Genomic DNA, 12,363 nt, shown 5'->3' on the forward strand with positions numbered 1-12,363 from the left:
CGGCGGGGCAGCGCGCGCGACGCGGGGGCGCCGCGGCATGGCCGCGCCCGCGGCGAGCGGGCCGCGGCCCCTCACGTCGTGCGCAGCGACCAGCCCCGTTCCTGCAGCGCCGCCCCCAGCACCGGCGCCGCCGACGGTTCCACCATCAGCTGGACCAGACCCGCCTGCTGCCCCGTCGCGTGCTCGATGCGGACGTCCTCGACGTTGACCCCCGCGCGCCCCGCGTCCGCGAAGATGCGGGCCAGCTCGCCCGGCCGGTCGCTGATGAGGACGGCGACGGTCTCGTAGACCGTGGGGGCGGCACCGTGCTTGCCGGGGACCCGCGCCCGCCCCGCGTTGCCGCGCCGCAGGACGTCCTCGACGCCCGAGACGCCGTCCCGCCGCTTCTCCTCGTCGGCGGACTGGAGGGACCGCAGCGCCCGCACGGTCTCGTCGAGGTCGGCGGCGACACCGGAGAGCACGTCGGCGACGGGCCCCGGGTTGGCGGAGAGGATGTCGATCCACATACGGGGGTCGGAGGCCGCGATCCGGGTGACGTCACGGATGCCCTGCCCGCAGAGCCGTACGGCGGACTCCTCGGCCTCCTCCAGCCGCGCGGCGACCATGGAGGACACCAACTGCGGAGTGTGGGAGACCAGGGCGACCGCCCGGTCGTGGGCGTCGGCGTCCATGACGACGGGGACGGCCCGGCAGAGCGCGACGAGTTCCAGGGCGAGGTTGAGGACCTCGGTGTCGGTGTCCCGGGTCGGGGTGAGGACCCAGGGCCGGCCCTCGAAGAGGTCGGCGGTGGCCGCGAGGGGCCCGGAGCGTTCCTTGCCGGCCATGGGGTGCGTACCGATGTACGCGGAGAGGTCGAGGCCCCGCGCCTCCAGGTCGCGCTTCGGGCCGCCCTTCACGCTGGCCACGTCCAGGTAGCCGCGGCCCAGCCCGGCGCTCATGGCCTCGGCGAGAGTGCCGGCCACGTGCGCGGGGGGCACGGCGACGATGACGAGGTCCACGGGGCCCTCGGGGGCCTCGTCGGTGCCGGCGCCGAGCGCGGCGGCCGTGCGTGCGCGCCCCGCGTCGTGGTCGCGGAGGTGGACGGTGACGCCCCGGCCCGCGAGGGCGATCGCGGCGGAGGTGCCGATCAGTCCGGTGCCGATGACGAGCGCTGTTCTCACTGGGCGATGTCCTTGCGCAGGGCGGCCGCGGCGCCGAGGTAGACGTGCGCGATCCGGGACTTTGGCAGTTCGGTCTCGATGTGGGCGAGGAGCCGGACGACCCTGGGCATCGCGCCTTCGATGTCGAGTTCCTGTGCGCAGATCAGGGGCACGTCGACGATCCCCAGGTCACGCGCGGCGGCGGCGGGGAAGTCGCTGTGCAGGTCGGGCGTGGCCGTGAACCAGATGCTGATGAGGTCGTCGGCGGTGAGCCCGTTGCGTCCGAGGACGGCGGTGAGCAGCTCCTCGACCTGCTCGCGCATGTGCCCGGCCTCGTCCCGCTCCAGCTGGACGGCTCCTCGGACCGCTCGTACCGCCACGTCGTGCTCCTTCGCCTGCGTCAGTGCTCCGTTCAGCCTAGTCAGCGCCGGGGAGGACGTGTCGCGGCGCCCGCCCTCCGAGACGGAGGGCGGGCGCCCCGGACGGCCGGAGCCGCTGCCGCCTCACGACGGTCAGAGCTGCTGCCGGCGGATCAGGTCCTCCAGGGATCCCTGGGGCACCGAGCCGTTCGGGGTCGGCTTGGCGACGGCCTGCGGCAGCGACCGCCCACCATGGTCCTGCCTTTCGTCCGGTACGGAGGCACGCCCAATGTCACCCGAACTGTCATGTTCCGCCACTCGGGGTAAAGGGCCGCCGTACCGGCCCCGCGCGGTAGAACTGTCGACATGTTGCTGCACGTCGTACCGCTGGCCGACTGGTCGGCCTCCCCCGCCGTCCCGGACGCCCCCTACGCCCCCGCGTCCCTCGCCGCCGAGGGCTTCGTCCACTGCTCCCCGGACGAGTCCGCGGCCCTCGCGATCGCCGACGCCCACTACCGGGACGCCGCGGGCCCGCTCCTGGTGCTCGTCATCGACGAGACCCGGCTCAGCGGCGAGGTCCGCCACGAGGGCTCGGGGGGTGTGCTCTTCCCGCATGTGTACGGGCCGATCGAACGGGACGCGGTGACCTCGGTCCTGGAGGTACGGCGGGACGCGGACGGCCGGGCGAGGGAGCTGGCCCCCTGGGCTTAGGGCCTGTCTTCCGGATCATGCCGGGCTCGCGGGGCCGGAAAGTCGCGCCCGGCCCGCGCGGCGTGTTGCGGGAACCGGCCGCGGCACGACGCCAAGCTGGACCGTATGACGTCACGCGCCACGAATCGCCGTACCGTCCTGATCGCCTCCACGGCGGCCCTGACGGCGGGCTGCGGCTCGGACGGCGGTACGGGCACCGCGAGCGCGGATCCGAGCGGCACCGCGTCCCCCGCCGGGTCCGCCCTGGCCAGGACCTCGGACATCCCGGTCGGCGGCGGCGCGGTCTTCGCGCGGGAGAAGGTCGTCGTCACACAGCCGACGGCCGGGGAGTTCAAGGCGTTCTCCGCGGTCTGCACCCACCAGGGCTGCCTGGTGAACAAGGTCGCGGACGGCACCATCGACTGCCCCTGCCACGGCTCGAAGTACCGGGTCGCGGACGGCGCGGTGGCGGCCGGACCGGCTCCCCGCTCGCTGCCGGCCCAGCAGATCATCGTCTCGGGGGAAACGATCACCCTCGCGTAACCTGCCCGGCATGACTCCGGACGAGCTGGTGCGCGAGCACACGATCTACTCCTGTGTGATGGGCTCGCGCGCCTTCGGCCTCGCGACCGAGGACAGCGACACGGACGTCCGGGGCGTGTACCTGGCCCCGACGCCGCTGTTCTGGCACTTCGACAAGCCCCCGGCGCATGTGGAGGGGCCCGGCGAGGAGCAGTTCAGCTGGGAGCTGGAACGCTTCTGCGAGCTGGCCCTGCGCAACAACCCGAACGTCCTGGAGTCCCTCCACTCCCCCCTCGTCCGGCACGCCGACGAGCTGGGCCGCGAGCTGCTCTCACTGCGCGGCGCCTTCCTGTCCCGGCGGGCCCACCAGACCTTCGTCCGGTACGCGGGCGGCCAGCGCCGCAAGCTGGAGGCGGACGTACGCCAGTACGGCCACCCGCGCTGGAAGCACGCCATGCACCTGCTGCGCCTCCTGACCAGCTGCCGGGACCTGCTCCGCACGGGCGAGCTGCGGATCGACGTCGGCGAGGAGCGCGACCGGTTCCTCGCGGTCAAGCGCGGCGAGGCGACCTGGCCCGAGGTCGAGTCCTGGATGAACCGCCTCCACGAGGAGGCCGACCGCGCCCACGACGCGACCCCACTCCCGGAAACCCCGGACCACGCGCGCGTACAGGACTTCCTGATCCACGCCCGCCGCGCCTCGGCCCTGGACGTGCTTCCCTAGCGACCCGTCAGCCGGGCCCGTACGACGAGGTCGTGGAGCAGGTCGTGGGCACGTACGGCCGTCTCCCGCAGAGCGGACGCGGCCTGCGCCTCGTCCAGGACCCCGTGCAGGGCCTCCGTCTCCGCCCGAACGTCCTCGATCGCCAGGTCCGCGAGCCCGTGCTCCGCCGCCACCTTCGCCGCGACGAGGTCGGGCAGCCGGGCCGGGGCCTCGGTCACCTCCTCGGCCAGGGTCGGCAGATGGGCCTGCACCTCGCCCGAACGCATCAGATGGATGCCGGTGAGCAGCGCCCGGTAGGTGTAGAGCAGCGGCTTGAGTTCACCGCTGCTCTCGAAGAGCCGCCACTGAGTCCCGGCGAAGCCCCGGTAGTGGTGGGAGGTGAGCACCTCGGGTCGGGCTGTTCGGCCACGACGGCGGAGACGTCCGCGCCCCGGGAGAGGTCGGGAGTGAGCGTCATGGGTCAAGCGTCCCAGAGGGCGCCGAAGGTCAGCAGGTCGCTCCGGTACTCGATGCGTTCCTCCCATTCCTTCGGCCAGGCCGCGGCCCCGAGGTGGGCTCCGGCGAAGGCGCCCGCCAGGGCCGCGATCGAGTCGGAGTCGCCGCGGGTGCAGGCCGCGCGGCGCAGGGCGGTGAGGGGCTCCTCGGGGAAGAGCAGGAAGCAGAGGAGGCCGGTCGCGAGGGCCTCCTCGGCGATCCAGCCGTCGCCGGTGTACTCGCAGGGGTCGAGCTCAGGGTCGGCCGTGCGCTGGACGGCGTCCAGCCGCTCAAGGACCGCCAGGCACTCGTCCCAGCCCCGCCGGATGAAGGAGAGGGCCGAGGGGTCCTGGGAGCGGGTCCACAGGTCGCCGAGCCAGTGCTCGTGGTAGCGGTCGCGGTTCTCGTACGCGTACGAGCGCAGCTGTCCGACGAGCCCGGCCGGGTCCACGCCCCGCGCGAGCAGATACACGGCACGGGCGGTGAGGTCGGAGGCGGCGAGCGCGGTGGGGTGCCCGTGGGTCAGGCCCGACTGGAGCTGCGCGGCGCCCGCCCGCTGCTCCTCGCTGAGTCCGGGCACGAGCCCGATGGGCGCGACCCGCATGTTGGCGCCGCAGCCCTTGGAGTGGATCTGGCCGGCGTCCTGCCAGAGCCGGTCCGTCGCCAGCAGCTGACAGGCGACCAGGCAGGTGCGCCCGGGGGCCCGGTTGTTCTCCGGGGAGTGGTACCAGTCGACGAACTCGTCGCGGACGGGCCTGGCGAGCCGCAGCGGGGCGAGCACACCCCGGTCCATGGCCGTGCGGATGCCCCGGGCGAAGGCGAGGGTCATCTGGGTGTCGTCGGTGACGTACGCCTTCCCGCCGCTGACGGGCAGGGCCATCGTCCGCCAGGGGCCGACCTTGGCGAGGATCGCCGGCACGTCGTTGAACTCGGTCGGGAATCCCAGCGCGTCGCCCAGCGCCAGTCCGATCAGGGAGCCGGTCGCGGCCTGCTTGGTGGCGGGGTGTGCGAGGTTCATGCGGGGCGTCCTTCCGGTCGCAGGAGGGGCGGGTGGAGGGTGGTGGCCCCGCCCGCCCGGTAGAGGGCGGCCGGTTTCCCCCGTCCGCCGGTGAGGCGCGGAGGTCCTTCCACGGCCTGGACGAAGCCGGGGGTGGTGAGGACCTTGCGCCGGAAGTTGGGGCGGTCGAGCGGGACGCCCCAGACCGTCTCGTAGACCTGCCGCAGCTCGCCGAGGGTGAACTCGGGCGGGCAGAAGGCGGTCGCGAGGCAGGTGTACTCCAGCTTGGCGCCGACCCGTTCGCGGGCGTCGGCGAGGATGCGGTCGTGGTCGAAGGCGAGGCCCCCGACCGTGTCGTACGGCGTCCAGCGCGCCTGGGCCGCGTCGCCGCCGCCGCGCGGCTCGGGCAGGTCGGGTACGAGGGCGGCGAAGGCGACGGAGACGACCCGCATCCTCGGGTCGCGGTCGGGTTCGCTGTAGGTGCGGAGCTGTTCGAGGTGGAGTCCGGCGACGGTGGCCTCGGAGAGCCCGGTCTCCTCGGCGAGTTCACGGCGGGCGGCCCGCTCGGCGGACTCGTGGGGCAGGACGAATCCGCCGGGGAGCGCCCAGGCGCCGGCGTACGGTTCCTGACCGCGTTCGACGAGGAGGACGTGGAGGCGTTCCTCGCGGACGGTGAGGACGGCGAGGTCGACGGTGACGGCGAAGGGCTCGAAGGCGTACTTGTCGTACCCCTCGGGACTCGCGGCCGTCGGGGGCGAAGGGGGCGTTGCCGGCGAAGGGGCCGTCGGGGGCTTCCGGTCGGCGTTCATCGGCGTTCCGGCAGCGGGTCGGTGAAGCCCCAGCCCTCGGCGAGCAGCCCGTCGACGGCGGCGACGGCCGCCGCGAGCCGCTCCTCGTGGGGGCCGCTGAGGACGGCCGTGCGGCGGCCGGTGTGGGCGAGCTGGGTGAGGAAGCGAGCGGTCATCCAGGGGCGCAGGTGCTCCCCGTCGCGGAGTCCGTCGTCCTCGAAGTCGACGCCCCGGTGGTCGGTGAGCAGCCAGAGGTGCTGGCGGCCGTGGGCGGCGACCTCGCCCGTGGCGGTGCTGGCGGTGCCCATGTAGCGCTCGTGCCAGATGGTGGTGGCGAAGGCGTCGGTGTCGCAGAAGAGCACGGGCGAGCCGTCGCGGGCCGCCTCCTCCTCCAGTTCGGCCTGGCGCTGGGCGATGACGGGGAAGTCGGAGGAGTGGAAGGTGACGTCGGACCAGTCGGCGCCGGGGCGTTCGGCGCGGAGTTCGGCGAGTTTGATTTCGCTGTACTCGCGTCCGTACTCCGCTACGTACCGGGTGCGGGCCCAGATCCCGCCGCGCCCCCGGTAGTGGTCGGCGAGGGCGAGGGCCATGGTGGTGGTGCCGGTGGACTCGGCGCCGAGGACGACGATCCGCCGGGTGAGCGCGGCCCGTACCGGGGGTTCGAGGAAGTCCCAGCAGGCGACGGGGTCCGCGCGGACGGCGGTGCCGGAGACGGGGAAGCGGGTGCGGTCGGGGTCGACGCAGACGGACTCGGCGCCGAAGCGGCGGCCGAGTTCGTCCCCGTACGGCTCCGAGGTGAAGACGGCGTCGACGGGTTCGGGTACGGCGGCCCGGAAGACGGCCATGTGGGCGGCCCAGACGTCGGGGTCGTGGAGGTCGACGGGGATGTCGTCGACGGCGCCGACGACGAGGGCGTCGGGGTGGATCTCGCGCATCCAGGCGACGCGTTCGTCGAGGGGTACGGATTCCACGGAGGAGGCGCAGACGAGGACGGTGAGGCGTTCGCAGCGCGCGCGGGCGGTCTCGACGAGATGGTGGTGACCGGCGTGCGGCGGATAGAACTTGCCGAGGACCAGGCCGTGTCCGTAGCGCTTCACGCGGTCGCTCCCACCGGGAGGGCCTGGCGCGCGGTGAGGTCCTTGGTCCAGCCGCGCAGGCCGAGCACGCAGAGCGTCATGAAGCCGACGTACAGCAGGGAGGTCAGGTACAGCTCCTTGTACGCGTACAGCGGTACGTAGACGAGGTCGGCGGCGATCCACAGCCACCAGGACTCCAGGCGCTTGCGGCACTGGCCGTAGGTCGCCATGAGGGAGAGCGCGGTCGTCAGGGCGTCCCAGAAGGGGACGGTGGAGTCGGTGACACGGTCGAGCAGCAGGGTGAGCGCGAGGGTCCCCACCACCCCCGCCGCGAGCAGCCACGTCCACTCGGTGCGCGTGGTGCGGCGCACCGGGAGGGCGTCGGAGCCTGGTCCACCCCCGTGGGTCCAGGTCCACCAGCCGTACGCGGCGAGGGTGATGAAGACGATCTGGAGGCCGGCGTCGGCGTAGAGCCCCGCCTGCGTGAAGAGCAGGACGAAGAACAGGTTGTTGGCGATGCCGATGGGCCAGTTGGCCAGGTGCTGCCGGGCGACGAGCCAGACGCAGAGCGCGCCGCTGCCGAATCCGAGGACCTCGGTCCAGCTGACCGGGGTGTCCAGGACGGTGAAGAGCGGCTGTTGCAGGGGTTCAAGCATGCTTGCGAGGCTCACGCCCGCCTCCTTAAGAGTCACGTTGACTATAAAGGGGGCGGGCTCCGGCCACAAGACCGAAAACCTGCGGGCGACGGAGGCGGGAAACCCCGGAGCCCCGGAACACGAAGAAGCCCGTGACCACCGGGGCGGTCACGGGCTTCTCGCGTACGGCCTACGGCGTACGGCAGGCCTGGGCCTTACATGCCGACTTCCTTCATCAGCATGCCGACCTCCGTGTTGGTGAGGCGGCGCAGCCAGCCCGACTTCTGGTCGCCCAGACCGATCGGACCGAAGGCCGTACGGACCAGCTTCTCGACCGGGAAGCCGGCCTCGGCCAGCATGCGGCGCACGATGTGCTTGCGGCCCTCGTGCAGCGTGACCTCGACCAGGTAGTTCTTGCCGGTCTGCTCGACCACGCGGAAGTGGTCGGCCTTGGCGTAGCCGTCCTCCAGCTGGATGCCGTCCTTGAGCCGCTTGCCGACCTCGCGGGGCAGCGGGCCGGTGATGGCGGCCAGGTAGGTCTTCTTCACGCCGTACTTCGGGTGCGTGAGGCGGTGCGCCAGCTCACCGTGGTTGGTGAGCAGGATGATGCCCTCGGTCTCCGTGTCGAGCCGGCCGACGTGGAAGAGTCGGGTCTCACGGTTGTTGACGTAGTCGCCGAGGCACTGGCGGCCGTCCGGGTCCTCCATGGTGGAGACGACACCGGCCGGCTTGTTCAGCGCGAAGAACAGGTGCGACTGGGTGGCGACGGTCAGGCCGTCCACCTTGATCTCGTCCTTCTCCGGGTCGACGCGCTTGCCCTGCTCCAGGACGATCTCGCCGTTGACCTCGACGCGGGCCTGCTCGATCAGCTCCTCACAGGCGCGCCGCGAGCCCATGCCGGCGCGGGCGAGGACCTTCTGCAGCCGCTCGCCCTCCTGCTCGGCGCCCGGGAAGGTCTTCGGGGTCTTGATCTCCGGGCGGCCCTCGTACCGCTCCCGGTTGCGCTGCTCGATCTTCGCCTCGAGCTCGCGCGAGCGGGCCGGCGCCTGCCGCTGGCCGTGCGGGCCGCGACGGGGCGGGGTACCGCCCTGGGGGGACTTGGGGCCGCCCTTGGCGCCACCGCGGGCCGCGGAGCCGCGGCCCTTCTTCGGGGCCTCCGCGGGCGGGCTCACGTCGTAGGAGCGCTCCTCGGGGCGAGGCCGGCGCGGGCTGCTCGGGTGCTTCTGGTCGTCACGACCGCCGCCCTGGTAGCCACCGCCGCCGCCACCGCCCTGGTAGCCGCCGCCACCACCGCTGCTGCCGCCCCGGTAACCGCCACCGCCGCCGGAGCCGCCACCGCTGCTGCCGCCCCGGTAACCGCCACCGCTGCTGGAGCCGCCACCGCTGCCGCCCCGGTAACCGCCACCGGAGCCGGAGCCGCCACCCGAGCCGCCCCGGTAACCGCCACCGGAGCCGGAGCCGCCACCGCTGCCGCCCCGGTAGCCGCCACCGCCGCCGGCGCCGCCGCGGCCACCGCCGCCGCCGCTGCCACCACGGCTACCGCCGCCGCTGCTGCCGCCGCGGCCGCCGCTGTTGCCACCACGGCTCCCGCCGTTGTTTCCGCTGCTGTTCCTGCCGCTGCTGCTTCGCATCAAACTTCCGTCTTGTCGTCGTCGTCCTCACGATCCGGTGCATCCGGATCGAACGACGGGATCCCTTCCAGCGAGTCCGGCTCGACCGCCTCCGCCTCGGGGAGGAAGGGCGCCAGCTCGGGGAGCTCGTCCAGGCCACGCAGGCCCATCCGCTCCAGGAAGTAGTTCGTCGTCCTGTACAGGATCGCACTTGTTTCGGGTTCCGCGCCCGCCTCCTCCACCAGACCCCGCTGCAGGAGGGTCCGCATCACGCCGTCGCAGTTGACCCCGCGGACCGCGGAGACCCGGGAACGACTGACCGGCTGGCGGTACGCGACCACCGCCAGCGTCTCCAGGGCCGCCTGGGTGAGCCGGGCCTGCTGGCCCTCAAGGACGAAGGCCTCGACGGCCGCGGCGTGCTCGGCGCGGGTGTAGTAGCGCCAGCCGCCGGCCACCCGCCGCAGCTCGAAGCCGCGGCCCTGGACGGTGTACTCGTCGGCCAGCTCGCGCAGGGCGTCCGCGACCTCGCGGGGGGTCCGCTGGAGGACCTTGGCGAGGTGGGTCTCGGTGGCGGGCTCGTCGACGACCATGAGGACGGCTTCGAGGGCGGGCTTGAGGTCGCTCACGCGGGGGCCTCCTGGTCGAATTCGTCCGTCACGGACCCGGCCGGGTCCGCCTCCCCGCCGGTCCAGGAGACCGTGAGGTCCCCCAGGGCGGTCTCCTGGTCGAGGGCGACGGCCTTCTCCCGGTAGAGCTCCAGGAGGGCGAGGAAGCGGGCCACCACGGTCAGCGTCTCGTCGCCGACGTCCTCGATCAGCTCGCGGAAGAGCGCCGTCCCGCGCTCGCGCAGCAGCGCGACGACCACGGCGGCCTGCTCGCGGACGCTGACGAGCGGGGCGTGGATGTGGTCGACGTACACCTGGGGCTCGGCCCTGGGCCGCATCGCCTTGACGGCCAGCTTCGCGAAGCCCTCGGCGCCGATGGAGATGACGACCTCGGGGAGCAGCTCGGCGTGGTGCGGTTCGAGTCCGACGGTACGGGGGTGGCGGCGGCCCTCGGCCTCCCAGCGCTCCGCGAAGATCGCCGCGATCTTCTTGTACGCCCGGTACTGGAGGAGCCTCGCGAAGAGCAGGTCGCGGGCCTCCAGGAGGGCGAGGTCGGCCTCGTCCTCCACCTCGGCGGCGGGCAGCAGCCGGGCGGCCTTGAGGTCGAGGAGGGTGGCGGCGACGACGAGGAACTCGGTGGTCTGGTCGAGGTCGCCGTCGGGGCCGAGGGCGCGCAGGTGCGCCATGAACTCGTCGGTGACCTGGGAGAGGGCGACCTCGGTGACGTCGAGCTTGTGCTTGGTGATCAGTTGGAGGAGCAGATCGAAGGGCCCCTCGAAGTTCGCGAGCCGCACGGTGAACCGCCCACCGTCACCGCCACCGGCCTCGGCAGCCCCTGTACCGCTCTCTCCGGCCCCGGCGCCCCCGTCCCCGCCCCGAAGGCCCCCGGAGCCGCCGGAGCGGCCCTCGCGGCCGCCGGAGGGGCCCTCGCGGCCCTCGGAGCGGCCCTCACGGCCCTCGGAGGGGCCTTCCGGCCTGCCCGGGCCCTCAGGCCCGTCCTGCCGCCCCTCGTCCTGTACGGCAGGGCCGGCCGGAGGCTGCTGTGCGGCCTCCTCCGGCTCGCCCGGCCCGCGGCCCAGGAGGCGGCGGCGCGGCGGGCGGGACGTTTCGTCGGGGGCGTGGTGCATGGAGGTCCAGGGGGAACGGGAGCGCGGCAGCCCGCAGGCTACCTTCAGCGGCCGCGCAGGCGGCGGACGAGGATGCTCGCGTCGCCGCGGGACTCCAGGTCCGCCAGGACGACCGCGACGGCCTCCCGGACGATCCGGCCCCGGTCCACGGCGAGGCCGTGCTCGCCGCGGAGCACCAGCCGGGCGTGCTCCAGGTCCATCAGCTCCTCGGCGGAGACGTAGACCGTGATCTTCTCGTCGTGGCGCTCACGGCCGCTGGGCCGCCGGTTCGGGGCACGGCCGCCACCGCGTCGCCGCGCCGCCGGGGCGGGCACCGCCGCGGCGGGTGCGCCCTTGGCGGCGCCGTCGGGCTCCGCCGTCCTGGCGCGCGGTTCCGCGGTCTCGGAGTCCGCGGAACTGTGCTCCGCGGAACCCTCGGCCGCCGCCGGGTCGCTCTCACCGGCCGGTGCCGGGACGGCCCGGCGGGGTGCGGACGACTGGAGCGCCGTCCCCCCGGTCGTACGGAAGAGTTCGTCGGCGCCGGGCAGACTCACTCGGCGTGACACCGGGCGAGCACCTCCCTGGCGAGCTGGCGGTAGGCGGCGGCGCCCACGGAGTTGGAGGCGTACGTGGTGATGGGCTCACCGGCGACCGTGGTCTCCGGGAAGCGCACCGTCCGTCCGATGACCGTGTGGTACACGTGGTCGTCGAAGGCCTCGACGACGCGCGCCAGGACCTCACGGCTGTGCACCGTGCGGGAGTCGTACATCGTGGCGAGGATGCCGTCGAGCTCCAGCTCGGGGTTGAGCCGCTCCTGGACCTTCTCGATGGTCTCGGTGAGCAGCGCCACTCCGCGGAGCGCGAAGAACTCGCATTCCAGCGGCACGATGACCTTGTGAGCCGCCGTCAGGGCGTTCACGGTCAGCAGGCCGAGCGAGGGCTGACAGTCGATCACGATGTAGTCGTAGTCGTTCATCAGCGGCTTCAGGGCGCGCTGGAGCGTCGACTCGCGCGCGACCTCGCTGACGAGCTGGACTTCGGCGGCCGAGAGGTCGATGTTGCTCGGCAGCAGGTCCATGTTGGGCACGGCGGTCTTCAGGAGGACCTCGTCCGCCGACATGCCCCGCTCCATGAGCAGGTTGTAGACGGTGAGGTCGAGCTCCATCGGGTTCACGCCGAGGCCGACCGACAGGGCTCCCTGCGGGTCGAAGTCGACGAGCAGCACCCGTCGTCCGTACTCGGCGAGCGCGGCACCCAGGTTGATGGTCGACGTGGTCTTGCCGACGCCGCCCTTCTGGTTGCACATCGCGATGATCTTCGCGGGTCCGTGGTCGGTCAGGGGACCCGGGATCGGGAAGTACGGCAGGGGCCGTCCGGTGGGGCCGATCCGCTCGCGGCGCTGGCGGGCAGCGTCGGGTGCGAGGGTGGCCGCGTACTCCGGGTCGGGCTCGTACTCGGCGTCGGGGTCGTAGAAGTGCCCCTCGGGCACCTCGTCGAAGGCGGCGAAGGGGGTGGACTCTCGGCCCATCTCGTTGCCGGCCGTGGCGTTCACGTGTAGGCCGTCCATCGTCTTCATCGTGTGGGCTGTCGTCATGGGCTGGTGCGTCGCGAAGGTCCGCACCGCGACGGAGCCGATCG

Annotated in this window: 14 protein-coding genes and 1 pseudogene; 3 read left to right on the plus strand and 12 right to left on the minus strand. The window is 73.1% G+C overall.

What is annotated here, in order from left to right:
- Nucleotides 1–71: 71 nt before the first annotated feature.
- Together V4Y03_RS06460 and aroH are read right to left on the minus strand one after the other, a co-directional pair.
- Nucleotides 72–1,160 carry a prephenate dehydrogenase gene (locus V4Y03_RS06460; protein WP_317875841.1) on the minus strand — a complete coding sequence of 363 codons (1,089 nt, stop codon included), beginning with the start codon at nt 1,158–1,160 and terminating at the stop codon, nt 72–74.
- Nucleotides 1,157–1,519: a chorismate mutase gene (aroH, locus tag V4Y03_RS06465; RefSeq protein WP_317875842.1), complete on the minus strand. Its 363-nt coding sequence runs from the start codon at nt 1,517–1,519 to the stop codon at nt 1,157–1,159. Before aroH ends, V4Y03_RS06460 begins: the two co-directional genes overlap by 4 nt.
- 345 nt (nt 1,520–1,864) lie before the next feature.
- Between aroH and V4Y03_RS06470 the strand changes: the two genes are divergently transcribed.
- The 3 genes from V4Y03_RS06470 to V4Y03_RS06480 all read left to right on the plus strand — a co-directional run bounded on the left by V4Y03_RS06470 (nt 1,865) and on the right by V4Y03_RS06480 (nt 3,434).
- On the plus strand, nt 1,865–2,209 hold the full coding sequence (locus tag V4Y03_RS06470) for a DUF952 domain-containing protein (RefSeq protein ID WP_317875843.1): 345 nt from the start codon (nt 1,865–1,867) through the stop codon (nt 2,207–2,209).
- A gap of 105 nt (nt 2,210–2,314) precedes the next feature.
- Entirely contained in the window at nt 2,315–2,731 is a 417-nt protein-coding gene (locus tag V4Y03_RS06475) for a Rieske (2Fe-2S) protein (RefSeq protein WP_332434299.1), read from the plus strand.
- A gap of 10 nt (nt 2,732–2,741) precedes the next feature.
- Complete coding sequence (locus V4Y03_RS06480) at nt 2,742–3,434, plus strand: nucleotidyltransferase domain-containing protein (protein WP_332434300.1); 693 nt, start codon at nt 2,742–2,744, stop codon at nt 3,432–3,434.
- Here the strand turns inward: V4Y03_RS06480 and V4Y03_RS06485 are convergent.
- The 10 genes and pseudogenes from V4Y03_RS06485 to V4Y03_RS06530 all read right to left on the minus strand — a co-directional run.
- Nucleotides 3,431–3,826, minus strand: a pseudogene (locus V4Y03_RS06485) (DNA polymerase beta superfamily protein); the annotation flags it as partial. The gene V4Y03_RS06480 and the pseudogene V4Y03_RS06485 sit on opposite strands and share 4 nt — an antisense overlap.
- Before the next feature lie 68 nt (nt 3,827–3,894).
- Nucleotides 3,895–4,926, minus strand: coding sequence for an ADP-ribosylglycohydrolase family protein (locus V4Y03_RS06490; protein WP_317875846.1), 1,032 nt, complete (start codon nt 4,924–4,926; stop codon nt 3,895–3,897).
- Nucleotides 4,923–5,714: an NUDIX hydrolase gene (locus tag V4Y03_RS06495; RefSeq protein WP_332434301.1), complete on the minus strand. Its 792-nt coding sequence runs from the start codon at nt 5,712–5,714 to the stop codon at nt 4,923–4,925. Before V4Y03_RS06495 ends, V4Y03_RS06490 begins: the two co-directional genes overlap by 4 nt.
- Complete coding sequence (locus tag V4Y03_RS06500) at nt 5,711–6,790, minus strand: AAA family ATPase (RefSeq protein ID WP_332434302.1); 1,080 nt, start codon at nt 6,788–6,790, stop codon at nt 5,711–5,713. The genes V4Y03_RS06495 and V4Y03_RS06500 overlap by 4 nt, the downstream gene beginning before the upstream one ends.
- Nucleotides 6,787–7,440 (minus strand): nicotinamide riboside transporter PnuC, encoded by a 654-nt coding sequence (pnuC, locus tag V4Y03_RS06505; protein ID WP_317875849.1) that lies wholly within the window; start codon nt 7,438–7,440, stop codon nt 6,787–6,789. The genes V4Y03_RS06500 and pnuC overlap by 4 nt, the downstream gene beginning before the upstream one ends.
- 179 nt (nt 7,441–7,619) lie before the next feature.
- Nucleotides 7,620–9,035, minus strand: a complete 1,416-nt coding sequence (locus V4Y03_RS06510) for a pseudouridine synthase (RefSeq protein ID WP_332434303.1) — start codon at nt 9,033–9,035, stop codon at nt 7,620–7,622.
- Nucleotides 9,035–9,604, minus strand: coding sequence for an SMC-Scp complex subunit ScpB (gene scpB / locus V4Y03_RS06515; RefSeq protein ID WP_443079863.1), 570 nt, complete (start codon nt 9,602–9,604; stop codon nt 9,035–9,037). The genes V4Y03_RS06510 and scpB overlap by 1 nt, the downstream gene beginning before the upstream one ends.
- Before the next feature lie 32 nt (nt 9,605–9,636).
- Nucleotides 9,637–10,746, minus strand: coding sequence for a segregation and condensation protein A (locus V4Y03_RS06520; protein ID WP_332434305.1), 1,110 nt, complete (start codon nt 10,744–10,746; stop codon nt 9,637–9,639).
- Between the two features lie 44 nt (nt 10,747–10,790).
- Nucleotides 10,791–11,291, minus strand: a complete 501-nt coding sequence (locus tag V4Y03_RS06525) for a hypothetical protein (protein ID WP_332434306.1) — start codon at nt 11,289–11,291, stop codon at nt 10,791–10,793.
- On the minus strand, nt 11,276–12,301 hold the full coding sequence (locus tag V4Y03_RS06530; protein ID WP_261993048.1) for a ParA family protein: 1,026 nt from the start codon (nt 12,299–12,301) through the stop codon (nt 11,276–11,278). Before V4Y03_RS06530 ends, V4Y03_RS06525 begins: the two co-directional genes overlap by 16 nt.
- Between the last annotated feature and the right edge of the window lie 62 nt (nt 12,302–12,363).

The organism is Streptomyces sp. P9-A4, assembly GCF_036634195.1.
GTDB lineage: Bacteria > Actinomycetota > Actinomycetes > Streptomycetales > Streptomycetaceae > Streptomyces.